The sequence below is a fragment of the Erwinia sp. S43 genome (assembly GCF_016624745.1).
GTDB classification, from domain to species: Bacteria; Pseudomonadota; Gammaproteobacteria; order Enterobacterales; family Enterobacteriaceae; genus Erwinia; species Erwinia coffeiphila.
In genome coordinates, this window is record NZ_JACVTX010000001.1 from 320,104 (window position 1) to 344,316 (window position 24,213).

Here is a 24,213-nt window from a genome sequence, read left to right on the forward strand (position 1 = left end):
TTCCGTCATTTAGAGACGGTTCAAGCCATAACGAGCGCTGCGCCCACCGCCGGGACAGGCCAGCAGATATCCGAGCTCAACCAGCTGTGCCAGATGGCGCGTGGCGGTGGCGCGGCTAACCTTCGCCACCGCCTTGTACTGGCTGTTATTGATGCCGTCGCTAAAATCGCCGTCAAGCAGGCGGTTAAGTACCTTAATCTGCTCGGTTCCAATCTGCGCGGCGTCGAACTGCTGCCAGTAGCGAGTTTTAAACACGGTTTTATCGATAACCGCCAGCGTTTCTTCAATCGAGGCTCTGAGCATGTCGATAAACCAGCTCAGCCAGACGGTGATATCCAGCTCGCCGCGCTGGGTATTTTCCAGCACCTGATAGTAATCCTGACGGTGGATATTAATCGTGCGGGACATTGCATAGAGCCTGACCGTGTTGCTTTCCGCCTGGGCCAGCGCCAGATCCATAATCAGGCGGCCAATCCTGCCGTTACCGTCTTCAAAAGGATGAAGCGTTAAAAATCTCAGATGGGCAATCCCGGCGCGCAGCAGCGGGTCTAGTTCCGGATCGTTGCGGCTGTCGTTAAACCACTGTAAAAATGCATCAACGTCGTCGGCAATCGATGCGCTATCCGGTCCTTCAAAATGCACAACCGGTTTTTCAAGACGGCCCGAAACCACCTGCACCGGACCGCTGCGCAACTGGCCGCCAACGATCGGATAGAGCAGGCCGGAACCGGCGGGGAAAAGCAGGGCGTGCCAGTGCAGTAATCGCGCCAGAGACAGCGGCTGGTCGAGGTTTTCGATAGCGTCCAGCGCCGATGCCACCAGGCCTTCGGTTTTTTTATCCACGGCATAGGTCATGCCGTCCTCAATACCGAGATGATGCGCCAGGGAAGATCGTACCGAGTGGGCGTTGACGCGTTCTCCTTCGATATCACTGGAGTAGAGAATGTTGGCCAACACATTATCCAGCGTGCTGTTTGCCTCATCCAGCAACATACTGCTACCGTAGAGTTTTCCCTGCAAAAAACGCGTGGCGCGCAGCAGCGGCTCGATGCGCTGACGGTCCCAGCTGAACGCCGGCCAGTTTTCCTGCTGCCAAATCCACATATGCGGCTCCTGAGCTGAATAGATGCCTTATTCTACTCACAGAATGAGTCAAATGTAATGCGTATTTGCATCATGGCGGGATGAAGATCAACTGATGTCGCTACGTGAATTGTCGCTGGTTATCCCACACGATAAACTTCAGAATTCGCGTAGCGCGATTGTTTTAAACGGAAATAACAAATGTGCCTGTTCAATAAATCAACTTACTCAACATTTCCCTTGCCATCATTAAAAAATGGAAAATATCTGATTGACTTGTTGAATAAAATAAATTTCACGATAAAATTCACCTCTTTCTACCTTTATCAGAACTATCGCTTCTGAGGGCGGTAGCGTTTTGAAGGTTGACCAGCTAACAGTTACTTATAGGTGAATCTTTTGAATCAAAATTATCAGTGCTTTTTATCATTCAGCAGGTAGTGATTTCATTTTTAAACTCTTTTATGTTTACATGTAACATCGTTGCTTATGGAAAAAACCTAATGAATAAAAATATATTTAACCAAGAATATATAACCATGTCAGATTTGTATTTAGCCTACAGAAAAGCTAAAAGCGAAGCTTTTTATGAAACATCTCATACTAATGCCATTGCATTTTGTTATTTTGAATCTGATATTAAAGGGAATTTGCAACGTTTACATAATCAGATAACAAAAGAATTAAGATCTCTAGTTAGAGATTTGGAGTTCATAGGAAGCTATAGCTATATACCAAAGTCAATAAACAACGAAACTTGGAAAAATAAAAAAGATGTGCATTACAGGTCTGTAGATCCAATAGCTGACTGGAAACAAAAGTTCATTGAAAACAAAAGAAAAAAAGCAACTGCAGAATATAGATTAATAATATGCCCAACAGTAGAGTATCAGATATTATCTGCCCTCTGGATAATAAAAATCGGGCATAAATTTGAGGAGAAACTAGATAAAAACTTATCTTATGGTAACAGGTTAAGACGCAGAGAAAAAAAACAAGTTCCAAATGAAAAAATTTATAGCCCTTTAAATAACAATGCTTCAGGACTATTTTCTCCATATTTTCCCGCATACAAAAAATGGAGAGATGATGGTCTAAATAGCATGAGAAATCTCATAGAGGAAAATAAACCTGTTACAGCCATAACAATGGACTTGGAAAAATTTTACCATCAATCCTCACCTAATTTTCTACTCCGCAGATCTTTTCATAAAAGAATAGGAGTAGAATTGACCGATGATGAAAAAAAACTAACTGAATTATTTATAGAATCAATTAACTTCTGGTATGAAAACACACCTGACTATGATACTTCACAGAATGGTGCCTTGCCGGTAGGATTGTCAGCATCAAAAGTAATATCAAATGTTTTATTATATGACCTAGACATACAGATATCACAAGGGTTAAAACCAAATTATTATGGTAGGTATGTTGATGATATATTTATAGTTTTTGAAACGCCAGATGAATTAATTAATGGAAATTCCATCATTAACTACATATCGAAAAAAGTTGAGTGTGTGAAAATCAATCAAAACAAAGGACAACAGCCAGATCTCAGATTAAAGATTAATTATGCTTCAGACTGCGAATTAAAATTCACAGCGCGAAAGCAAAAAATATTCAGCCTTTCAGGTGCTTATGGATTAGATTTTATCGATCAGATATCTAATCAAATTAAAGAGCAATCAAGCGAATATCGTCTCCTTCCAGAGTTACCAACAGACTCTATAGAAATGGCAAATAAAACATTACTAGCTTCTTCTGATGCATCATTGATCCCAGATGCATTAAGAAAGGCGGATGTTGTATCGATACGTAGACTTGGACTTTCGTTATTATTAAAAGATATAGAGAGCTATTCCAATGATCTCGATAGTATTAAGTGGGTTGAAAAAAGAAAAGAATTTTATGGCCTAGTTGGGCGCTATCTATTAACCCCTCAGGGTATTTTTGAGTATTATGGGTATTTACACCGCGTGTTTAGACTGATGATAATAAACAACGACTTTGGCTACACTAACACTTTTATTGAAAAATTAAATATAACACTCGAATTGATAGATGAGACAACTCTAAAACTGAATAAAAACAAACTTATTAGCTGTAAAGAATACTTTTACAGTAGATTATTTGAAGTTGCCATCCAAGCATCTACAGATAAAAATTTCAGAAACTGGGAAAAACTTAGAAAAACAATAATTAACCTCTCAACTTTAACTTGCATAGAAAAAAAACCGTTAACAAAAAAAACACTTATAGAGCTTAAAGATAAAGTTCTTTTAGCAGACTTCGGGTTTAGATCATATAAAGATTATTGGTTCTATAGTCAAAATGAAGATATCAATATCGCTCAGGCCCCTAGAGCGATGGATGTCAGACGGGTTTTACGCATTACTTTGATTAGAAGGTTTCGAGAGTCGGCCCAGTTAAAACAACCACACTGGTTGGCGTTAGCCTTTCCAACACGACCTTTAACAATCCAAGAAATTGCAATAATTTGCCCGGAAGTTTTAAGAAATAATAAACTTTTCAAAGATAGTATCTTAGCCCTGCGAGGTGCGAAAACTCTTTTTAGAAGTGATGTTGGCTATTCTTCCCCAACAGGGGAAAGTAATTTATTTAACATCCCTGACAAATTCAGAAAAAAAAGACTTATTGCTTTAACTAATTACTTCACATCAGATAAACAGTTTGATTTGGCTTTAACAGGGCACCCTGACGAGAGTTTGGAACGATACGAAAGAATAAATAAATTAATTAATTCCATTCTTAAAGGTGGTGTTAAAGCAGATTATATTGTTTTTCCAGAATGTGCTCTACCATTAAGGTGGGCGTTTAATATTGCTCAAAAACTTGCAAAGCAGAAAATTTCATTGATCGCAGGAATTGAATATTATAGGCACAAGTTAAATGAGAGATTAATTAGAAATGATTGTTTACTATCACTAACTACAAACTGGCCAGGATATAATAGCAATCTATTGATATTGCAACCTAAAACATTCCCTTCTCATAGTGAGAAAAAACAACTTAAAGAAAAAAAACTCGGATTATTTACTTATAAAAATAATGTAACCCCAGGCTTACCTATATACAAGCATGGTGACTTTCATTTTGGTTCCATTATATGTAGTGATTTAACAAATCCCTCTATACGCGTTAGTTTTCAGGGATTAGTGGACTGCCTTTTTGTTCTCGAATGGAATCCGGATGTTAAAACATTTAGCTATCTGGTTGAAGGAACGTCACATGATACCCATTCATTTGTAGTTCAGGTTAACAATCGAGCATACGGAGATAGTCGTGTTAGAGTTCCATACCGAACTGAACATAAGCGAGATCCTGTCAGAGTTAAAGGAGGGATATCAGATACATATGTTATTGCAGAAATTGATTATAAACCTTTGAGGAGATTTCAAAAGCGTGGAGTTATGACCGATAACTCATCAGATTTTAAACCCGTTCCTGTTGGGTTCAAAATGTCAAAATCAAGATTCTAACATTCCTTTTCATTGGCGGGGTTTATTATGAGTTCCAAAGATCTAACATGCTTTAAAACAGGTTGGTCAATACTGCTCGATATTCAGTTTTGGATTAAATGGTTAGGGATATTAGCCAACCTGGCAACTATTGCTGCGGTAATAGTCGGAATCATTGCCGCTTGGATTGCCTTTCGTCAAATTAAATCTAGCGCTGAAGAATCAAAGCGTTCAACTGCAAACCAAATTTATCAACAATATTTACTATTGTGTTTTGAAAATCCAAGTTTTACAAATGGATTAACAAAGCCAAGTAGAAAAAATGAGAAATATTCAAAATATTGCTGGTTTATCTCGACCATGCTTTTCTCTTTCGAACAAATACTTGAAATAAACAGCAATGATTCACAATGGATTGATACTATTGAATCACAGCTTGTCAGGCATGCGAAACATTTGAAGGTTTCAAGTACAGTTAGGAATGGACACTGGGATGAACGTTTAAATAAAATAATTAAAAAAGTGTTGGCTGAACAGCAATAGAAAATTTATGTGGAGATAAATTAAATTAGTTGTAACAGCTAGCGGTTCTGCCAGGGAGAGGGGTACTAGCATGAACCGCGCTACTGTGAAAACCTACAAAAGGCCGCGACATACTTCGCGAAGCACCTGAAATGAAGTAATGAAGTATGTCTTTATCGAAAACCACTAGGCTGAATTCATCATCAAACCCATGTGCCGGGTGTTATCCGTGGCCCGTAGTGGCTGTTACGCTTGGCACAACCAATGTCGGATCAATACTGGTAAGAGTTTCCGTCTGATATAACTGGATCTGAGACAATGGGCAGAAGAGCATGGTGTGATGCTGGAGTTTTTCCAGCTAGGCAAACCGACACAGAACGTGTTTACCGAGCGGTTTAACCGGACATACCGGATTGAAATACTGGATGTTTATCTGCTCAGAACGCTGAAGAAGCATGGGAAAATACAGGGCGCAGACTGACGGAATATAACAGCTAGCGGCTTCATGCCCCCCTGAATAACCTGACACCGGAAGAGTATAGTATAGTATCGGCTGATGGCTGAAAAACCGGAAATCTCAAAAATGCGTGGAACTAAAATGAGTCTGCTTGCAGGCTGGCTTGGTAAGGGGCTGCTCCTTATAATTAATTTAACATAATATACATTATGCGCACTTTAATTGTTGGCTAAATTCAGATGTCCGTTTTATCGTCCTTTGTTCCTGATGCCCTGATAAAGAGATGCCCGTCAGGACGCTTCGCAGCTTTAAAACCTGTCTCAGCAAGAAGATGATTCAAAGGCGCATTTAGATTTCCAACGCAAAGATGAGTCTCCAGCACTCCTGTCGCATCAGCGTGTTCCAGCGCTTGGTTCAGAAGCCGGCGACCAATTCCCCCTGCGCGAACCGATTCATCAACAATGAACCAGCGCAGATGCGCAATGCCGTCACCATTTCCTGCGGCATCCAGCACGACAGAACCCAGCATACGATCATCATACATAGCGGCCCAAAGATGCTGACTGCCTGCTCCTGACTGGGAAAACAAATCGGCAAGCTCATTGGCGATCTGAGCCTCATAGCGGTGATCAAAACCGGATACTTTGGCCTGTTCAAGTGCGCGCATTTCGACAATCCGGGCAATCATCCCCGGGCGATACCCCGTAACGATTCTGACGGGGATCGGCAACGGCTCATCTTCCTGCAAATGATGCAGCGCGCGAGCATATAACTGAAGCCCTTTCAAAACGGCGTCGCCTTCTCCGGGCCTGAGCTGAGTCAATGCCCGTGAGACCTGAGCTCGTGCGAAGGTATGAATATCATTGACCTGCGCATTTCCAGTATCGGTAAGAAACAAGCGCTTTGAACGACTGTCGGTATCAGAGGTTTTTTCCTCCAGTATCCCCGCAATGATGAGCTTGCGCAGAGCGCGGCTGACACTCGATTTTTCAAGTCTGAGCGTCTCCGACAGTTCCCGTGCTGAAATCCCAGGGTTTGCCTGAACTTCAATAAGTGCATGCACGGCGGACGGTGAAAAAGATGTTCCCGCAAAATCCCCCCCCATAAAGCCGAGCTCCCTGACCAGAGAACGAGATTCAGCCCTGATTTTCTCAATAATATTTAGCGTATCACTCACTGTTTATTCTCCGGTTGCCCGTTACCCCTGGCTGGATTAGCCTTTTAACGATTAATCAGCTGGCTGATTTAATGCCGGCTCGAGTGAACTGTTGTTCCGTTACCGTGCTGCCCCACTGGTCACCCTGCTCTTCCTTGACCAAAACAAAACCGGTCGATTCGTAGAGGCGGCGGGCAGCATCCAACCCCTTAAAAGTCCATAGCTGGGTTGCGCTGAACGAGTTGCGATCGCAGAAAGCCATCGCCTCGTTGAGCAAGCGACGTCCGATCCCACCTCCACGACAGCCATCATCAATGATGAACCAACGCAGGTGTGCTGCACCATTCGCAAGATCCTGTCCGTCTATGGAAACAGAGCCGACAATGCGGCCATTCTGCACAGCGACCCACACATTATTGCAGGGTTGCTTGAGCCGGGAAACAAACTCGGCCATGCCGGTTGCGACCTTACTTTCAAAGTACTGCCCGAATCCTGAATGCTTCGCATAAAAACAGGCGTGCATCTCCGTCACCCGACCGACTAGGCCGGGAATATAGCCTTCGAGAATTTCCACACTATCAGGGGTCGTAGCCTTGCAGGCCGGAGAGATGTCAGTTTGCATCATTATTACCTCGCCATTATTGTTGTACAATACAACCATTATCAGCAATATTCTGTCAACAACGAAAACCATAACGAGATAACACTGGCATTATTTGTCATATTTTTTAATTGTTTACATAAAAAACAAAAATAATGCTTCTCTTTTTACATCGGAAAATAGTTGTCGAAAGCAACCTAAAATCACGCGTACCTCTTTACTTCTAAACGCTAACAATTCTCGTTTTCGTTACACTTTTTCTGGTGCTCGCCCTTCTCATGGAGTAAAAAAGACTGGGACGGGTAAAGTGAAACCTGTGAAGAGAAACCTGCCAGGCACCTCAGCCCCTGATCAAAAATTTATTTCCCACCTATGGAGCTATTTATGACGGTAAATGAAGACCACACTCTCTTGCACTACGGTATTACTGGCGACGGTCCACTGGCTATCTTGCTGCATGGCCTGTTAATGGATGGCAATAACTGGGTTTCCAATGGACTGGTCGATGCATTACGTGATGATTTTACGGTTGTTTATCCTGATTTATTAGCCCATGGCAAAAGCGCAAATATCATCAACGCCGCATTCGATCAAAAAAGTCAGGCAGATGGCATCAGGCGTTTAATTGACAGTTTGGGCGCTAAAAAAGCCCATGTTGTTGGCTATTCTTCTGGCGCATGGCTGGCGATTAACCTGGCCAAATATCATCCAGAGACGTTATCTTCATTAGTCATTGGCGGATGGGATGTGCAGAATGGCTTACCCGAGGGACCAAACGGCCGCCTTGATTTCGATGCATTTTTCGCCTTTGCTCAGGAAACGGCTCCCGCATTAACGACATGGGTATCCACTGAAAATAAAGCACCGCTGCGCTCAACCTTTGAGGCATTAGCTGGATATGAGGGCTTTAAAGACGCCCCGCAGATCGCTGATATCAACATTCCCAAACTGTTTTGGGCAGGCGAACAGGATATCTATTATCAGCCGTTAAAGGACTGGTCTGAAAAAAATCGGCAGGCATTTATATCCGCGCAGGGCGACCATGTCAGTGCGATAGTGGAGCTTGCACCGGATACTATTGCGCGAATTCATCACTTCATGAAAGACGTGCGTTAACCGCAATCGGCAGGAATAGCCGCCTGCCTGATTAACCTCGTAATCACTGATGGAGCAAACGTGCGCCCCAAACGTATCGTCATTTTAGGTAATGCAGGAAGCGGAAAATCAACGTTGTCCCGAATCCTTGGTGCAAAAACGAATTACCCGGTGGCGCATCTGGATCGGTTATTTTGGGGGCCACAGTGGACAAAACCAGAACCGGCAGCTTTCCGCGTCCGAGTGAGCGATGCAGTAAACACGGAAACATGGATCAGCGAGGGAAATTATCCTCGCAGAACGTTCGACCTGCGTATACCTGCTGCCGACCTGATCGTCTGGATGGACACGCCCCGTATCATCTGCCTGTTCAGGGTATTAATGCGGTCACTGCGTAATCAAAAAAGATCTGATTTACCAGACGGCTGCACGGAGAAAATCAATGCCGAGTTTTTCGCATTTCTGCACTACGTCTGGAAATTCGAGAGTAACGACAGGCCAAAAATCGAGAGGCTTCGCCTTGAATATGGCCCGGAGGTGCCGGTGATCCACCTTAAGAATAAACGCCAGATCGAGCAGTTCCTGTCCTCTCTTTAACTTCCCTGCCCCATTTCTCCCAGCTGCCAGTAAGGTGGCGTTCCGTAAACGCCAACGAAATGGTCAATCACCGCCCGTACATTCAGCGGTGGATGGCGGGCGTTGGGATAGATGGCGGCGATATGCTGCGGCTCGGTGTGAATGGCCGCCTCGAAGTCAGGCATGATGCGCACCAGTCCTCCTTTATTCAGGCTGTCATTGATCAGCCAGTCGGGAAACAGCACCAGTCCCATCCCATCAAGTGCGCTGGTCAGCAGAGATTCCGCATTATTGGAAGTCAGTAACCCTGCCACCGGATAGTGTGTCCAGCCCTCCCCTGGCTGACGGAAAAGCCAGCGATTGGGGCCGGAAGAACCGCGGTAAACCAGACACTTGTGCTGACTGAAATCGGCAGGCGTCGCGGGCTGGCCGTGCTGTTCTAAATACTCGGGTGATGCCGCCAGATAATAACGCTGCGTGGCGAATATACGCGCATGGAAGGAGGAATCGGTCAGCGCGCCGATCCTGAACAGCACGTCGGTGGCATCACGGTGTGGATCGATAAAATCATCCGTCAGCATCAGCTCCATCTGTAAGCGGGGATATCGCCGGGACAGCGCAGTCAGCCAGGGCGCAATATGGCGCTGACCGAAGAAAACCGGCGCGTTAATACGTATCAGCCCGGCGGGTTCGAGGGATCGGTCCTGCATCTCTTTACGGGCTTTATTCAGCTGTTCGGTCATGCTGCGGGCGTAGTCAATAAACAGTCGGCCAGCTTCGGTTGGGATAACGGCGCGGGTATTGCGGTAGAACAGCTGCTGGCCAAGCGAGTCCTCTAACTGAATGATCACGCGCGAAACCATAGAAGCCGACACACCTTCCCGCCTGGCAACGGCGGAAAAGTTCTGTTCATCATACACGCCGATAAAAAATACCAGCGTGCGGAAATTTATGCTGCCAGCATCAAACATTATCCCGATTCCTGCAAAGGTGTTTCCTGAATTATACCGTTTTTCATGATTCGGTGCTGCTATACCATCGCAACCCTAAATTATCGGGGACTGATTTATGCAGCTTATTTTTATACTACTCGTCGTTGCTGGCGGCATGGGGTTATCGGTTGAGGCGGGATTGCTGGGGCCATTAGGAAATGAAGTCGGCGGGCTGTGGGCAACGTTCAGCGTTTTTGGCGTGGGTGCCGCGCTGACCTTCCTGCTGATGCTGTTCTTTAGCCCCCGCAGCAGCCCTTCCTTCTTCACGCAGCCATCATGGACCCTGCTGGGCGGTATTCTTGGCCCGGTGTACGTGGTGATCCTGACCGTGGCCGTGCCAGTGATTGGTATTGCGATGACGATGATCGGCATTCTTGCCGGGCAGGTTTTCAAAAGCGTGGTGATTGACCACTACGGGCTACTCGGTACGGCGCATCGTAAAATTGACCGTAAGCGGTTTATTGCGCTGATCTTTATTATTGCCGCACTGATTCTGGTGGCAAAGGGCTAAGGTGAAACAATGAATATAGTGATGATTATTCTGGCCGTGATCGGCGGTGCGGTTCTGAGTATTCAGGCTGCGATAAACGGTAAATTAGGCAGCGAGGTCGGCGTATTTCGCAGCGCATTTCTGACTTTCTCACTTGGTGCGCTGGTCAGCGCCCTGCTTATTTTCTTCTTTGAACCGGCGCATGACTTAAGTCTACTGGACGTGCCGAAATGGCAGCTGCTGGGTGCACTTTGTGGCGTACCTTATATCGTGATCATGGTGCTGGCCGTTCAGCGTATTGGGGCAGCGGTGGCAACGGTGGCGGTTATTTTTGGTCAGCTGGCAATGAGCATGCTGATTGATAATTTTGGCTGGCTGGGGAACGAATCGATCCACTTTTCAGCAACACGGCTGGGGGCGGTTATCTGCCTGGGGATCGCGCTTTACTTTATTTATTCCAGCAATAAAACAGATGCCGAAAAATCTGGCGACAGTCAGGCTTCAGCAGAAGCCTGAAGCCTGAAGCCTGAAGCCTGAAGCCTGAAGCCTGAAGCCTGAAGCCTGGTAATATTCGGCACCACGAATGCCCTGCGGTAACAACTATCTCGTTGCCGCCGGGCTTAATCTTCCCGCATCCCGCGCCGCAGTAAATACAGCATCACCATGACCGCGATGCCAATCAGAGCCGCACCCGCAAAAATCACCGATGCATTGCCGGGGATAAACTCCATAAAGGAGGACAAAAACTGCCCGGAAAAAATCGCCATTGACAGCCAGGCAAGATTTCGCCCACGTACGTGCGCTTCGCTCAGTTCGACGGTCATGTGATTAACCAGCGGCACCGACAGGCCGAAACCGCATCCCATCAGAACCCCTCCGGCGATAAACGGCACTACCCCAGATGATGCAGAAAAGATCAGGTGCGCCGCGGCATAGCAGGCAAAAGCGGCGTAGAGCGTACCGAACTCCCCCAGACGTTTTACCATTTTGGGCATGATTGCTGCGGCGATGACGGCGATTAGCGAGACAAATGACAGGAAATAGCCCGTTTCCGCCGCGCCGATATTAAGCTGATGAAACTGCTGCGGAATAACGATTACCCCGGTAAAGAAGCACAGCATAGAAGCTGTTGCAGCAAATAATACCGTTTTGAGCTGACCGATAGCGGGCGAAAGATCTCTGATTTCATTCCCAATTCTTTCTTCCTCCGGCTCGGCGGATGGTCTGGGCACAAACATTAACTGCATCGCCAGCAACAGCCAGGCGACAAGATAAAGCAGAAACGGCCAGCGCCAGCCCAGGCTGGCCAACAGTCCGCCGATGAAAAGGAAGATCACACCGCCAAGTTCGATCGACATGCCCTGAGCAGCGATCATTTTCATCCGCGCCTGTCCGCTGTAGAACTGAGAAATCAGCACAGTACCTGCTGCCATCACCACCGCCGTTGCACCGCCAAGCAGTAACCTGTCTACCATTACCGGGAGCGTGCCGTGAAGAAGCACGCCACCGCTGCCTGACAGACCGTAGCAAAATAGCCCCCACAATAGCGCCCGGTAAGCCCCTACCCGGTCAATAAAGCGGCCAGCCAGCGGCCCAAAAATTACCACGCCCAGCGACGGAACGGTTACCAGCCAGCTGGCCGCTGAAGGCGCGCCCAGATTTTCAGCGACCGCCGTTAATCCGGGTACGATTACACAGCCCACCATGATGGTCAGACAGGCTACCGCCAGTAGCGTGAACGCGCCCGCTGTTTTTAGTTGATGCATTATTGCCTCGGATTGTCCGAATGATGGATGAATAATCCAATATGTGGACAATATTTTTAAACCATCTGTTTAACAAGTCAACGAACAAAAGGTAAATCGAATGTCAGCAACGTACGTTCAGCCCGGCAGGCAAGCAATATGTCCACCAGGCGGATAACGCGTGGTATCCTGCTGCAGGATGTTTTAAACCGGAGATGAAGATGAGCAATGATGCAGACAGCAGTGGTTCACAGGTTATTGCCCGGGCCGCCACAATTCTGCGGGCGCTGGAGCTACAGCCAAAAGGCATGACCATCTCTAGCCTGTCGCGCGAGACGGGTTTGCCCCGCACCACCGTTCACCGACTGGTCACCTCGCTGGAGTCACAGCAGCTGCTGATATCGGGTAGCACCGGCGTTCGGCTTGGACCAGCGCTGGCACGCCTGGCGGCCTCCGCGCACACCGATGTGATCGCCCTCGCGCAGCCGTCGATGGAAACGCTGGGACGCCGTACGCGTGAAACGGTGGATTTGTGCGTTTATCGCGGTAGCCATGCCGTCTCCGTCAGCCAGTTCGTTTCTGACCAGGAGCTGCGCGTGGTATCCGCTGTGGGTACGGCGTTTCCCTGCCATTGCACCGCACACGGTAAAGCGATTCTGGCGATGCTTGCCGATGAGAAAATTGCGGACCTGCTCGGCGGCCAGCCGGATGTGAGAACGGATAATACCCTGCGAACGCTGCCTCTGCTGCTGGATGACATCCGGCAAACCCGCGCGCGACGTTATGCGATCGATCGCGAGGAACATGCGCGTGGCGTCTGCGGGATGGGCGTTTATCTGAATACCGGGGCCGGTGAACATTACGCGATTTCGGTTGCCGTCCCGGCCCTGCGCTTTGAGGAGAAGTTCGATCACCTGCTCAGTTCGTTGATGCAATGCAAAGCGGAGATCGAAGCGCTAACGAGCTAACTATTTAAACCCGAAGCCGCTTTTTTCCAGCGTTTCTCGCAGATTCTGGCGGCCATCCATGTACTCCAGGCTGACAGCGGCAGACTGCACCGCCTGTTTCCACGTTTTGTCCTTCATGCCCAGGCCTTCACGAAAGGCATGAAAAACCGCCTCATAGCGATCAATCTGTACATCCAGGTCATCAGCCTGATAGAGGTTATGGTGTGCAACCACCGACTGCGGTAAGCGGGGTCGAATATCGCCGGGATGCCGGTCATCAGGCCAACCGATCAGCAGTCCGCAGACAACATAGCTTCGTTCAGGCAGGTTAATCAGTTCCGCCAATTCTTTCGCTTTATTTCTGGCCGCACCAATGTAAACCGTTCCCAGCCCGATGGATTCCGCGGCAACAGTGGCATTCTGCGCCGCAAGCGCGGCGTCAACGGAAGACATCAGAAAAGCATCCAGATAATCATGAACCTGCGGATAAAGCCCGTCGGCGGAGGTGATAGCGTGGTTGCGGGAGAGATCGGCAATCCACAGCAGTATCGCCGGAGCCTGTTCAATATAGCCGTTCGCCAGGCCGTTATCACCGGCAGCGAGCATTCGTACCTGTGCTTTCAGCGACGGTTCAGTGACGGCGACAACGCTCCACTGCTGTAGGTTAGAAGACGTAGAAGCCGACTGCGCAGCGGCAACCAACGTTTCCAGCCAGCCGGCCGGCAGTGGCCGATCGGTAAAGTTCCGTACGGAGCGATGACGTAAAAGCCCTGCTATCTGTGTATTCCAGATGATGTTTTCAGGCTGCTGGTCCGCACCATATCTGGCTGCAAGTAGCTGTTGCTGAATGAGTTTGTCAGGCATGTTTTCCTCTTTAAATAGTGGAATGATCGTTAAAGAAATAGGTAAATAAAAAGCCGTGAGGCTTTTTATGGCTTAAATCGTTCTTAACAGCGCGTCGATTGCCTGCTGTTGGTAATCCGCTTCGTGAACAATGCGGCCAAATACTCTGAAGCCGAAATAACCACACATAAAAGATTTCGCCATCACGCTGGCATCTCTATCAGCCGGAAACTCACCGGACGTAATACCCTGAGCGAACAGTAAGGCAAACATCTGTTCAAGCTGTTTAATGTAGTGGCGGCTGAGCCGATCAACGGTCGCATCTTTGGCGGACCTTTCGAGCGGAGAGAAAATCGCCATACAGCCATTGCGTTCAACATTGCTCAGATCGATTTCGGTCCCCTTTTGTAAAAGCAGGCGCAGGCGCTCAGCTACGCTGCCTGAACGGGCGAATATCTCCTGATGAAAATCGATACTGTTTTGGTGATAGCGGCGCAGTGCCTCGTGATAAAGCTTTTCTTTATTACCAAAAGCCGCATACAGGCTGCCTCTGCCAAGACCCGTGCTTTCGACCAGAGCCTGAGCAGACGTTGCCTCATAGCCATCACGCCAGAAAGCATCCATAGCAGCGTCGATCACCTGCTGGTCATCAAATTCTCTGGGTCTTCCAGCCATAGTTATCAGCTCTTTCAGTTGTGGATTGCACAACTTATCAATTATGGAATGAACAGTCAATAATCGTGGGCAGTGTACTTTTTACAGTTTTTTCCTAAAGCCATTGGTCGCTTCGCGTGGCATTGTTGACCACGTTGTTAACACTAATGACGTATTTTATGAGGGAATATTTATGAAAAAGACGATTATCGCCCTGTCAGCCATTTTACTGGCCACTTCCGCATTTGCCGCCACACACGCAACCGATGAAACCGTCGCCAACGCGCAGGCCGGTGCAAATACCGCTAAAGAAAAACTGCACGAAGCGCAGCATCAGGGCCAGGAGCAGCAGCTCAAAGCTAAACATGCTGCCGAAGGCAAAAGCGACAGCTTCACCAGTAAAGTGAGTGAAGGCTCGCAGAAGACCTGGAATAAAACCAAAGAAGGGACTGAGAAAGGCTGGAATGCGACCAAAGAAGGCGCGCAGAAAGGCTGGAACAGTACCAAAGAAGGTGCCAGCGACCTGAAGAAAAAAGTGACCGAGTAAACGCTCCTCGCTGATTTACCGTTTGATGCCGCAGCCCGTCTGCGGCATTTTCTCGTTCACCACCGGGTTTACAGCCTGCACGATTTTTGCCACTATACCTCCTTCACCTTCCCTGAGGATGTCTGCCGACATGATTTAATGCCTGTATTCCATCGCAATATCTCCCGCATCTTATCCGATGTGAATTTTGATATTGGGCAGGCAGCTATCCTCGTCAGCGTTAATTTCCGATCCGGCATTTCGGCCTGCCCTGTTTATTCAGGAGCACAACTATGCCTGTACACTGCCATTTTTCTGAACTCTCAATTACGTTCAACGACACCGCTCTGTTTCAACAGATTAGCGGCACTCTGACACAGCAAAACCAGGGGCTGACCGGTATGAACGGCTGCGGCAAGTCAGTACTGATGTCGTTACTGGCACAGCGTCGCCAGCCTTCAAGCGGCACGATTAACTGGCTGACACCGTTTTATTACGTCCCGCAGTTAACACGTTTGCCCGGACTGACTCTGGCAGATGCGCTGGGGATCGCCGACATCCGTGCGGCTTTTCGCAGAATGGAAAACGGCAGTGCCAATGCCGATGATTATGATTTCCTTGCCAACAAATGGGATTATCCACTCCGCTGGCAGTCACTGCTGGACAGTGCGGCGCTGGGTCATCTTTCTCTGGAAAGCTCTTCCTCGCAGCTAAGCGGCGGCGAACAGACCCGCCTGGCGCTGTGCCGGGCATTTTTGCAACAGGACTCATTTTTACTGCTCGACGAGCCGGAAAACCATCTCGACAGCACCGGTCGCCGCTGGCTGAGCGAACAGCTGCAGCGGCATCCTTCCGGGTCGCTTGTGATTAGCCACGATCGGCGGCTGCTGAATGAAATGCAGCGCATTTACGAACTCAGTTCTGGCGGGCTGGTGGAATATGGCGGTAATTACCGCGATTTCTCGCAGCAGAAAGAGCGTCAACTCAATGCGTTACGCAGTGAGCAAAAGCAGTTACAGTCCGGCCTGCGTAAAGAAAGGGATGAGCTACAGCGCACGCTGGAGAAAAAAGCCCAGCGACGGCGTCAGGGCGATCGCGTCCGTTCTTCGGGGTCACAGTCTCTGTTGCTGCTGGATATGAAGAAGAACAAAGCGGAGAAGCAGCAGTCAAAAATCACCCAGCGCCACGAACGCGTCATGGCCAGCCTGGCTAAGCAACGAAGTGTAGTTAACGAGAAAATTGAACGCGTAACACCGCAAATGCTGAAATTTTCCTACACCGATGAGCAAAAGCGCGTTCGAGTTAACACTCAGGATTTACGTCTGCCTTTTGGCTCGTCGCAGCCGCTTTCCCTGACCATTTCCGGCGGCGAGCACTGGCATATCGCCGGGCGTAACGGCAGCGGAAAATCTACCCTGCTTAAAGTGCTGACGGGCCAGCTGGCGGCAGCGTCGGGGCGTTACTCACTACATGGCCACTGGCGCTATCTGGATCAGCACCTTACCCTGCTGAATTCTGCACTGCCAGTGGTTGAAGCCTTATGCGAATTTGACCCTTTAGTTACCCCTGAAAGCTGGCGTACCCGCCTGGGTGCTCTGCGCATCAGGGGCGATAAAAGTCTGATTCCGCTTGAGCAGTTGAGCGGCGGAGAACAGCTGAAAGTTATCCTGCTGGCCTTAACCTGTTCATCCCCCCTGCCGGATATCTTACTGCTGGATGAGCCGGACAATCATCTGGATCTTGATTCCCGTCGGCTGTTAGAGGGAGTGTTGAAATCATATAAAGGGGCGCTGCTGTTAGTCAGCCATGACGAAGAGTTTGTGAACAACTGCGGCGTGACGCAGACTTTGAAATTATGATCGGGCGGACTTGATTTCAACCGTAATCAGATCCGCCCTGTATTCTGACTCACCGATGCTGGCACAGAATCTATTCATCGCCAGCATCGGTAAAGTATTTCATTAAGCCAGGGTTAACACGTCCGCGACGGGTTTACGCGGCTTCTGCGGCCAGTTGTTATCCAGCGGATAGCCCACGACGACCACCATCAACGGCAATTCCGTTGGCAGCAGAGCAAAGTCTTTTGCCACCTGTTCAGCATCAAAGCCAATCATCGGGCATGAACCCAGCCCCATTCCCTCGGCGGCCAGCATCAATGTCATCGCCCCCAGAGAAGCGGAACGCACGGCCTCATCACGCTGTAACACCGCGTTATTTTCATGGGACGCCGTAGCCTGCTTTACCCAACCTTCGACAGTACGCTGCTCCATGATCTGCGCGTCCACGCTGGGCTGGAGTGCCGCCGCCAGCTGCTGATGTGCATAGAGCGTGCCGCAGATGATGAAAACCACCGAAGCGTCGACGATCTTCTGCTGGCCCCAGGCGGACTCTTTCAGCAGATTTTTCCCCTCAGGCGAGCGCACGGCAATAAACCGCCAGTTCTGCATATTAAAAGCCGTTGGGGCTTTGGTTGCCAACGTGACCAGAGAGGTAATTGTTTCATCATCAAGAGGACGATCGGCCTGAAAACGGTTAATGGAGATACGTGATTCAATAGCGTTCTGTACGGAAGATTTCATGTAATTACCTTATATAATAGCCGGTTAAAGAGGGTCATTATCCACGGCGAACCGTTGTCCACTGCACGGCGAATACGCTGAGCAGCACGACGATTAGCCCAATAAAGGCGGTACCGGTCATTGACTGGGAAAGCACGATCCAGCCCAGTGCTACGGCGGCCAGTGGGCTAAGCAGACCGAGTGTGGCAACGGCCACGCCGGGAAGCCGGGTTATTCCACGGAACCACAACGCATAGGCAAGTAGCGCACCGGCAAGGCTGAGATACGCATAGGCACACCACTGCGGCAAGGTCAGCACCGGTAGTGGCGCATCGACCAGCCACGCAACGGGGGCCAGCATCAGCCCGCCAATCACCAGCTGCCATCCAGTAAGCGACAGTACGGGCAGATCGACCTGCCAGCGCCGGGTCAGCCAGACTCCGGTGGCCATACAGGCGGCACCCAATAGCGCAGCGATCACCCCTATTGGTTCAAAGGTGGTTTGCGGCGACAGCAGCAAAACCGCCATTCCGATCACCCCGGCCACGGCGGACCACAGCGTAATTTGTGCGGGTGCGCGCCGGTCAACCGCCCATGCCAGCACCATCACCAACAGCGGCTGAATGGCACCCAACACGGCGGCCAGTCCTCCCGGCAGACGGTAAGCGGCAACGAATAACAGCGCCTGGAAAACCCCGATATTCAGCGCGCTCAGCACCACTAAGCGCCACACATCGCCCCTAAGCGGAATGCGGCGAGTGAACAGCAACAGCAGCAAACCCGCCGGTAAAACTCGGATCAGCGCAGCGGTAAATGGCCTGTCCGGCGGCAGGATTTCCGATGTGACGATATAAGTAGACCCCCAGATCGCGGGGGCCAGCGCCGTGAGGATCACGTCACGCCAGTAATGCATTGAGGATGTAATGTTCATGACTTTACCTTCAGTTCAAGATATTATCAGTGTGTCGATCAGTTATCTTGAAGTCAAGACAAATGGATGTACCTATGAAAAATCGTGAACATGATGCCGTGGATGCCATTCTGCAACAGTGGCTGCGCGAACGGCCCGATCTGGACGCCAGCCCGATGGGACCAATTGGACGTATTAATCGATGCGCGGCCCTGCTGCAGCAGAAACTGGAAACGGCCTTTGCCCGATTCGATCTCAGTATGTGGGAGTTCGATATGCTGGCAGCTCTGCGCCGTTCAGGTGAGCCAAGCCTCAGCCCGACCGAACTGTTTTCAACGCTGATGGTCACATCGGGGACGATGACACATCGGCTTAAGCGGCTGGAAACTCGTGGATTTATCGAGCGAGTGCCCAATGCTCAGGATGCGCGCAGCATGCTGGTTAAACTGACGGAGTGCGGGCGGGAGCTGATCGATCGGGCGATTGAAGAACACATCGAGAATGAGCGGCAGATCCTGTCGGGGCTGTCATCTAATGCACTAAGTGAGCTGGATAATTCGCTTTCGGCGTTTTTACGCACGCTGGAGCAGTGATATAACCTCGCTAACTTCAGGCCCGCCCCTAAGCAACGGGCCTGATAATTTTTACGCCAGCGTTACCGGGCGGCCCTCGCGCGCGCTGGTAAGCGCAGCATCCAGCACGGCCAGCGTCTGGATCGCCTGCTCGGTGGTCACCGGGGGCTCCACACCGCTGCGGACAGCTTCAACAAAGGCTTCATAGTAGGCATGGTAATTCCCCTGCTCGGAGGGAATGGCCTCTTCGCCGTTGGCGGTGCGCAGCACTCCCCACCGCTCCTGTTTTTCATAACCCCAGGCCGCCAGATCGTCAGCCGGGCGCTGACCGGCGAAAATCGCCTGCGCCTGCACATCGGTGCCGTTAGATGTATAGCTACCCTTGTCGCCATAGATTATCAGCTCGCGGGTGGCTAACCGGTTGAGTTTGCTGGCAGAGATATGGGAGTGAACGCCGCTGGTATGGGTCAGCGTAATAACGAAACTGGCATTGGTCGGGCCGTCTGGATGGTCAACAATATCCGTATGAGCATAGACCGATTTAACCGGCCCCAGCAGCCAGAGGGTCTGATCGACCAGGTGGCTACCGATATCCCGCAGCAGGCCGCCCGCTTCACCGCCTTCCAGCGTATGCGGATCGTCAAGATCCATGCGATTATGCAGACGCCACAATTTGCCAACGCGCTGCTGTTCAATCACCTTGCGCAACGTCTGAATGTCAGCATCGAAACGGCGGTTATGATAAACGCTCAGCACCACGCCTTTGGCCTTCGCCGCATCGGCAAGCTCGCGACCGGTTTTCGCATCCGGTGCAAAAGGCTTATCGGCAATCACCGCCACGCCTGCCGCAATCGCTTCCAGAACCAGCTCGCGGCGGGTGGCCGGCGGCGTGGTGATGGTAACAATATCAACGCCTGCTGCCAGCATAGCCGTCAGGCTGGGGTAGATCGGCACATCAGGAAAATCTGCCTGAGCGCTGGCGATGGTGGCCGGTGCGCGAGCAACGATTCCCGCCAGCTCCAGCCCTTTGGCCGCCGAAATAAACGGCGCGTGAAAATTTTTACCGCCTGAACCGTATCCTACGATGCCTATTCTCATGCTTTCCTCATTGTGGGTGGGTAATTAATGTTATGAGTGCTATCAGAGTACTTAAAAGTCGGATGCAGGAGGCGTTATACGCGCAGCCGCTGGCCGACATCAATGCGGTTTCCGTGGGGATCGGCGAAGACAAATGCACGTAAGCCGTAATCTTTATCCTGCACGCCTTTTATTATTTTTGCGCCATGCTGTTTGCAAAGCGCATACATTGCGTTGGCGTCGTCGACCAGCAGATGGGCTATCGGGAACGGGGCGGCTTTATGCCGGGGCTGGAGCGATAAATGCAGTTCGCTTTCGTCGCGTTTCAGGATGATAAAACCGACGGGATCGCCATTTTGAAAGGTTTTGGTGAATCCTAATCCATCAATATAAAAACGCTGCGCAACTTCCATATCCTGCACGGGCAAAATAGCCGCGATACGGCCAAAATTCATCGCAGTGAGTGTCATATACACCCTCAATATTTTCAGAGCGATCGCATATATCAGACGGTGCTGTTGCCGGAAGGCGTCGATCGAATGGCTGGACGTTGCCAGAACAGCTTTCAGCATATCCGGCAAGCGTCATCCCTTCAAATTGTTTTCACCCATATTTCTGGTGAAATTGCTGAAAAATATTCTGTTTTATCCCTGATAGCGAACCGCATCGATAAGCTTTGAAAATGCCGCAGTGTGCTGTTTTCGGCTGGGATAATAAAGATAGTAACCGGTAAATGGTTCGCACCAGTCCTGTAATACGCTTTGCAGTTTGCCTTGTTCTATGTGCGTTCTGACCGAATCTTCAGGAACGCAGCAGACCCCCATTCCGGATAATGCCGCATCGATGCGCGCAGAGAGCGTATTGAACACTAACTGCCCTTCTACCTTGACCCGAATGGCTTTGCCATCCTTGCTGAATTCCCAGTGATACAACCCGCCGAGCGTGGGCAGACGCATGTTAATACAGCGATAATTTTGCAGCTCATAGGGCGTTTGTGGCACGCCGTGTTCAGCAAAATAGTCCGGTGTGGCAACAATCGCCATTTTCCAGTCAGGGCCAATACGCACCGCTACCATATCTTTTTCTATCGACTCACCCAGGCGTACGCCGGCATCAAAACGCCCGCTGACGATATCGGTCAGGGTGTTATCAATCGATAATTCCACGTTAACGTCCGGGTAGCGCAGTAAAAAGGGTTTCAGCAGCGGCCACAGCGTACTGGAAAGCGCATGTTCACCGGCGGTAATGCGGATATTTCCCGAGGGATTTTCCTGATTATCCGCCAAATCCTGCAGCGCTTTTTCAATTTCCGTAATCATCGGCGCGACGCTCTGAATCAGCCGCTCCCCGGCTTCCGTAGAGGCAACGCTGCGCGTCGTTCGGGTTAACAGGCGGGTATTCAGCCGTTCTTCCAGTCCGCGGATGGAATGGCTAAGTGCTGACTGTGATACGCCCAGCTTGGCTGCCGCTCGGGTGAAACTGCGCTCGCGTGCGACCATCACCAAATAGATGAGATCATTAAAGTTTTCTTTGAGCATTGTCCGCCTTTGACAAGTAAGTTTGACCCTCGCTTACCACTATACACAAAATGAAATACATGTGTATTCTTCACAAATCTTTCGGAAAAATTTCACTTTATGTGAGAAAGGTCGAATTTAAAGCACACAGTTTTTGCGAGACAACTCTCAAACTCATCAGACCATCACTTCAATAAATGAATTAAAATCATAAACCCTATCGTTTTTACCCCGCTAATCAAACGTAATCTGCAATATTAAACTTTCACCGCATCAGACCATTCAAATATTAGTTTCCATCAGTGTGGCTAATTAGCCTCTGGCTTTTCTGTGTGTTCTTTTCCCGTCAACCAAATCGAACCATCTAATGAGACAATCCCTGTGAAAAACTCTGCCAGTGCCAAAACCGGCATCGCCTTTATTGCCATCCTCAGCGCGCTGATGGCCTTTACTTCACTGTCGACGGATATTTATCTGCCCGCGATGCCGGCGATGTCGATTTCGCTACACGGTGATGCGGCGCTGACCGTAACCGGTTTTTTGATTGGTTTCGCCATTGCCCAACTTATCTGGGGGCCGATAAGCGACAGATTTGGACGCAAGCCACCGCTGTATATCGGCATGATTTTGTTCGCTATTGGCTCAGCGGGATGTGCCCTGTCTACTGAAATGTATCAGATCGTAATCTGGCGAGTTTTCCAGGCGGCCGGTGCCTGTACCGGTCCGATGCTGGCGCGGGCGATGATCCGCGATCTCTTCAGCCGTACCCGTGCCGCGCAGATGCTATCTACGCTGATTATCGTGATGGCTATCGCGCCGATTGCCGGTCCGCTGCTCGGCGGGCAGATTATCCGCTATTCACAGTGGCCGGTGATTTTCTGGTTTCTCGCAGCCGTTGGCGTGCTGATGTTTATCGCCCTGTTCTGGCTGCCAGAAACGCTCCCTGCGGAAAAACGCACGGGTGATTCGCTCGGCAATGCCTTCACTCACTACCTGCACCTGCTGAAAAATCGCAGCTTTATGCGCTATACGCTGTGTGTGACCTTTTATTATGTCGCCGTCTATGCCTTCATCGTCGGTTCGCCCGCGGTCTACATCAGCGGGTTCGGTATCGATCCCCAGCACTATGGCTGGCTGTTTGCGGTCAATATTATTGGCGTAGTGGGCATGAGCTTTATCAATAAGCGGCTCGTTCAGCGATTTCCTCTGGAGCATATGCTTAAAACTGCTGCCGCTATTGCCTCAATAATGGCGTTACTCATGTGCATATCGTTGGCGATCTTCCCCAAAAATATGCTGGCCATGGCCGCCTGTATTTTTGTTTTCTTCTCGATGAACGGCATTATTGCCGCCTCGGCCACCGCTGCGGCGCTGGATGCGGTACCGGGAACTGCCGGTTCCGCCTCGGCGCTGATTGGTGCCCTGCAATACGGCAGTGGCATTATCTCTTCGCTGATGCTGGCAGCCTTGAATGACGGTACGCCGTGGGCGATGGCGGGAATAATGACGATATTTACCCTGCTGAGCGGAATGATGGCATTTGGACGAATGAGACATCAGGCCCTGGCTGGCGCGGAATAGGCAGGCAGGAAAAGGAAAAAGATCGAATTTAGCACCCATCGTCATTTTGCTGACAAAAATGTCAGCAAAAAGTCAGCCTGCGGACCAGAGCTGTATTTATAATAGCGGCCGTAAACCGAGTAAGAACAGAGAAACACCCGATCATGAAAATACTGCTGGTGGAAGACGAGCTGAAAACGTCCTCCTATATCACCATGGCGTTGAGAGAACAGGGATTTATTGTCGATACCGCCCATGACGGCAGAGACGGCCTGTTCCTGGCCGTCGAATACGATTACGACGCGATTATTCTTGATGTCATGCTGCCAGAGATGGACGGTTATGAAATGCTCGCCAGCCTGCGCGAAAGCAAAAGAACACCGGTGCTGATGCTATCCGCGCGCGGCTCGCTTGATGAGCGGGTCAAGGGCCTGCGCCTGGGTGCCGATGACTATCTGCCGAAACCATTTTCACTGACCGAACTGATTGCCCGATTACAGGCGCTGCTCAGACGCCGATCGATGGACAGTTACGATATTGCCCATTTACAGGTTCACGACCTGACTATCGATCTGCTGGCGCGCAGGGTAATTCGCGACGGCAGCCGGATTGATTTAACCCAGAAAGAGTTCGCTCTGCTCAGTTTGCTGGCCCGACATCAGGGCCAGGTCATGTCAAAAATGATGATCGCCGAACAGGTGTGGGATATGAATTTTGACAGCGATGCTAACGTCGTTGAAGTCGCCATTAAGCGGCTGCGGACCAAGGTCGATGCGCCGTGGGATATCAAACTGCTGCACACCGTGCGCGGTATGGGCTACGTGCTTGAGTTTCGAGATTAACCATC

Annotated in this window: 23 protein-coding genes and 3 pseudogenes; 14 read left to right on the forward strand and 12 right to left on the reverse strand. The window is 49.8% G+C overall.

Annotation, left to right across the window (positions count from 1 at the left end; translation table 11 throughout):
- Window positions 1–9: 9 nt before the first annotated feature.
- A complete protein-coding gene (locus IBT47_RS01535; RefSeq protein WP_200558865.1) occupies window positions 10–1,104 on the reverse strand; it encodes a Fic family protein in 1,095 nt (364 codons plus the stop codon).
- A gap of 482 nt (window positions 1,105–1,586) precedes the next feature.
- On the opposite strand from IBT47_RS01535, the gene IBT47_RS01540 reads away from it, so the two are divergent.
- From IBT47_RS01540 to IBT47_RS27315, 4 genes and pseudogenes are all read left to right on the forward strand, one after another.
- A complete protein-coding gene (locus IBT47_RS01540; RefSeq protein WP_200558866.1) occupies window positions 1,587–4,589 on the forward strand; it encodes a reverse transcriptase domain-containing protein in 3,003 nt (1,000 codons plus the stop codon).
- Between the two features lie 27 nt (window positions 4,590–4,616).
- Window positions 4,617–5,111 carry a hypothetical protein gene (locus tag IBT47_RS01545; protein ID WP_200558867.1) on the forward strand — a complete coding sequence of 165 codons (495 nt, stop codon included), beginning with the start codon at window positions 4,617–4,619 and terminating at the stop codon, window positions 5,109–5,111.
- Between the two features lie 98 nt (window positions 5,112–5,209).
- Window positions 5,210–5,388 (forward strand): annotated as a pseudogene (locus IBT47_RS27310) (IS3 family transposase); the annotation flags it as partial.
- 6 nt (window positions 5,389–5,394) lie between these two features.
- Window positions 5,395–5,687, forward strand: a pseudogene (locus IBT47_RS27315) (integrase core domain-containing protein); the annotation flags it as partial.
- Between the two features lie 95 nt (window positions 5,688–5,782).
- Here IBT47_RS27315 and IBT47_RS01560 read toward each other — a convergent pair.
- Together IBT47_RS01560 and IBT47_RS01565 are read right to left on the reverse strand one after the other, a co-directional pair.
- Complete coding sequence (locus IBT47_RS01560) at window positions 5,783–6,724, reverse strand: helix-turn-helix domain-containing GNAT family N-acetyltransferase (RefSeq protein WP_200558868.1); 942 nt, start codon at window positions 6,722–6,724, stop codon at window positions 5,783–5,785.
- A 55-nt stretch (window positions 6,725–6,779) separates the two neighbouring features.
- Window positions 6,780–7,295 (reverse strand): annotated as a pseudogene (locus IBT47_RS01565) (GNAT family N-acetyltransferase); the annotation flags it as partial.
- Between the two features lie 393 nt (window positions 7,296–7,688).
- Between IBT47_RS01565 and IBT47_RS01570 the strand changes: the two are divergent.
- Both IBT47_RS01570 and IBT47_RS01575 read left to right on the forward strand, forming a co-directional pair.
- Window positions 7,689–8,420, forward strand: a complete 732-nt coding sequence (locus tag IBT47_RS01570; RefSeq protein ID WP_200558870.1) for an alpha/beta fold hydrolase — start codon at window positions 7,689–7,691, stop codon at window positions 8,418–8,420.
- A gap of 60 nt (window positions 8,421–8,480) precedes the next feature.
- Window positions 8,481–8,996: a hypothetical protein gene (locus IBT47_RS01575; protein ID WP_200558871.1), complete on the forward strand. Its 516-nt coding sequence runs from the start codon at window positions 8,481–8,483 to the stop codon at window positions 8,994–8,996.
- Here the strand turns inward: IBT47_RS01575 and IBT47_RS01580 are convergent.
- Window positions 8,993–9,946, reverse strand: a complete 954-nt coding sequence (locus IBT47_RS01580) for a LysR family transcriptional regulator (protein WP_200558872.1) — start codon at window positions 9,944–9,946, stop codon at window positions 8,993–8,995. The two genes, IBT47_RS01575 and IBT47_RS01580, sit on opposite strands and share 4 nt — an antisense overlap.
- A 97-nt stretch (window positions 9,947–10,043) precedes the next feature.
- On the opposite strand from IBT47_RS01580, the gene IBT47_RS01585 reads away from it, so the two are divergent.
- Together IBT47_RS01585 and IBT47_RS01590 are read left to right on the forward strand one after the other, a co-directional pair.
- A complete protein-coding gene (locus tag IBT47_RS01585; RefSeq protein WP_105593793.1) occupies window positions 10,044–10,478 on the forward strand; it encodes a DMT family transporter in 435 nt (144 codons plus the stop codon).
- Window positions 10,479–10,487: 9 nt separating this feature from the next.
- Window positions 10,488–10,973, forward strand: coding sequence for a DMT family transporter (locus tag IBT47_RS01590; RefSeq protein ID WP_200558873.1), 486 nt, complete (start codon window positions 10,488–10,490; stop codon window positions 10,971–10,973).
- Window positions 10,974–11,077: 104 nt separating this feature from the next.
- Here IBT47_RS01590 and IBT47_RS01595 read toward each other — a convergent pair whose 3' ends face one another.
- Window positions 11,078–12,223 carry an MFS transporter gene (locus IBT47_RS01595; protein ID WP_200558874.1) on the reverse strand — a complete coding sequence of 382 codons (1,146 nt, stop codon included), beginning with the start codon at window positions 12,221–12,223 and terminating at the stop codon, window positions 11,078–11,080.
- Window positions 12,224–12,423: 200 nt separating this feature from the next.
- On the opposite strand from IBT47_RS01595, the gene IBT47_RS01600 reads away from it, so the two are divergent.
- Window positions 12,424–13,170: an IclR family transcriptional regulator gene (locus tag IBT47_RS01600; protein WP_105593790.1), complete on the forward strand. Its 747-nt coding sequence runs from the start codon at window positions 12,424–12,426 to the stop codon at window positions 13,168–13,170.
- On the opposite strand, the gene IBT47_RS01605 is transcribed toward IBT47_RS01600, so the two are convergent.
- Together IBT47_RS01605 and IBT47_RS01610 are read right to left on the reverse strand one after the other, a co-directional pair.
- A complete protein-coding gene (locus IBT47_RS01605; protein ID WP_200558875.1) occupies window positions 13,171–14,013 on the reverse strand; it encodes a nitroreductase family protein in 843 nt (280 codons plus the stop codon). It lies immediately after the preceding gene.
- 72 nt (window positions 14,014–14,085) lie between these two features.
- A complete protein-coding gene (locus IBT47_RS01610) occupies window positions 14,086–14,667 on the reverse strand; it encodes a TetR/AcrR family transcriptional regulator (protein ID WP_105593788.1) in 582 nt (193 codons plus the stop codon).
- A 172-nt stretch (window positions 14,668–14,839) separates the two neighbouring features.
- Here IBT47_RS01610 and IBT47_RS01615 point away from each other — a divergent pair, with 172 nt between their 5' ends.
- Together IBT47_RS01615 and IBT47_RS01620 are read left to right on the forward strand one after the other, a co-directional pair.
- Entirely contained in the window at window positions 14,840–15,193 is a 354-nt protein-coding gene (locus IBT47_RS01615) for a hypothetical protein (protein WP_105593787.1), read from the forward strand.
- Between the two features lie 272 nt (window positions 15,194–15,465).
- Entirely contained in the window at window positions 15,466–17,031 is a 1,566-nt protein-coding gene (locus IBT47_RS01620; protein WP_200558876.1) for an ATP-binding cassette domain-containing protein, read from the forward strand.
- 102 nt (window positions 17,032–17,133) lie between these two features.
- On the opposite strand, the gene IBT47_RS01625 is transcribed toward IBT47_RS01620, so the two are convergent.
- Window positions 17,134–17,751, reverse strand: a complete 618-nt coding sequence (locus tag IBT47_RS01625; protein ID WP_200558877.1) for a nitroreductase family protein — start codon at window positions 17,749–17,751, stop codon at window positions 17,134–17,136.
- Between the two features lie 37 nt (window positions 17,752–17,788).
- Entirely contained in the window at window positions 17,789–18,661 is an 873-nt protein-coding gene (locus IBT47_RS01630) for an EamA family transporter (protein ID WP_200558878.1), read from the reverse strand.
- A gap of 74 nt (window positions 18,662–18,735) precedes the next feature.
- Between IBT47_RS01630 and IBT47_RS01635 the strand changes: the two genes are divergently transcribed.
- Window positions 18,736–19,233 carry a MarR family winged helix-turn-helix transcriptional regulator gene (locus IBT47_RS01635; protein ID WP_370569850.1) on the forward strand — a complete coding sequence of 166 codons (498 nt, stop codon included), beginning with the start codon at window positions 18,736–18,738 and terminating at the stop codon, window positions 19,231–19,233.
- Between the two features lie 51 nt (window positions 19,234–19,284).
- On the opposite strand, the gene IBT47_RS01640 is transcribed toward IBT47_RS01635, so the two are convergent.
- From IBT47_RS01640 to IBT47_RS01650, 3 genes are all read right to left on the reverse strand, one after another.
- Complete coding sequence (locus tag IBT47_RS01640) at window positions 19,285–20,310, reverse strand: Gfo/Idh/MocA family protein (RefSeq protein ID WP_200558880.1); 1,026 nt, start codon at window positions 20,308–20,310, stop codon at window positions 19,285–19,287.
- Between the two features lie 74 nt (window positions 20,311–20,384).
- Complete coding sequence (locus IBT47_RS01645; RefSeq protein WP_234471633.1) at window positions 20,385–20,861, reverse strand: glyoxalase/bleomycin resistance/extradiol dioxygenase family protein; 477 nt, start codon at window positions 20,859–20,861, stop codon at window positions 20,385–20,387.
- 72 nt (window positions 20,862–20,933) lie between these two features.
- Window positions 20,934–21,827, reverse strand: coding sequence for a LysR family transcriptional regulator (locus IBT47_RS01650; RefSeq protein WP_200558881.1), 894 nt, complete (start codon window positions 21,825–21,827; stop codon window positions 20,934–20,936).
- Between the two features lie 420 nt (window positions 21,828–22,247).
- Between IBT47_RS01650 and IBT47_RS01655 the strand changes: the two genes are divergently transcribed.
- Both IBT47_RS01655 and IBT47_RS01660 read left to right on the forward strand, forming a co-directional pair.
- Window positions 22,248–23,387, forward strand: coding sequence for a multidrug effflux MFS transporter (locus tag IBT47_RS01655; protein WP_200558983.1), 1,140 nt, complete (start codon window positions 22,248–22,250; stop codon window positions 23,385–23,387).
- Between the two features lie 143 nt (window positions 23,388–23,530).
- Window positions 23,531–24,208 (forward strand): heavy metal response regulator transcription factor, encoded by a 678-nt coding sequence (locus tag IBT47_RS01660; RefSeq protein ID WP_105593777.1) that lies wholly within the window; start codon window positions 23,531–23,533, stop codon window positions 24,206–24,208.
- Window positions 24,209–24,213: the final 5 nt, after the last annotated feature.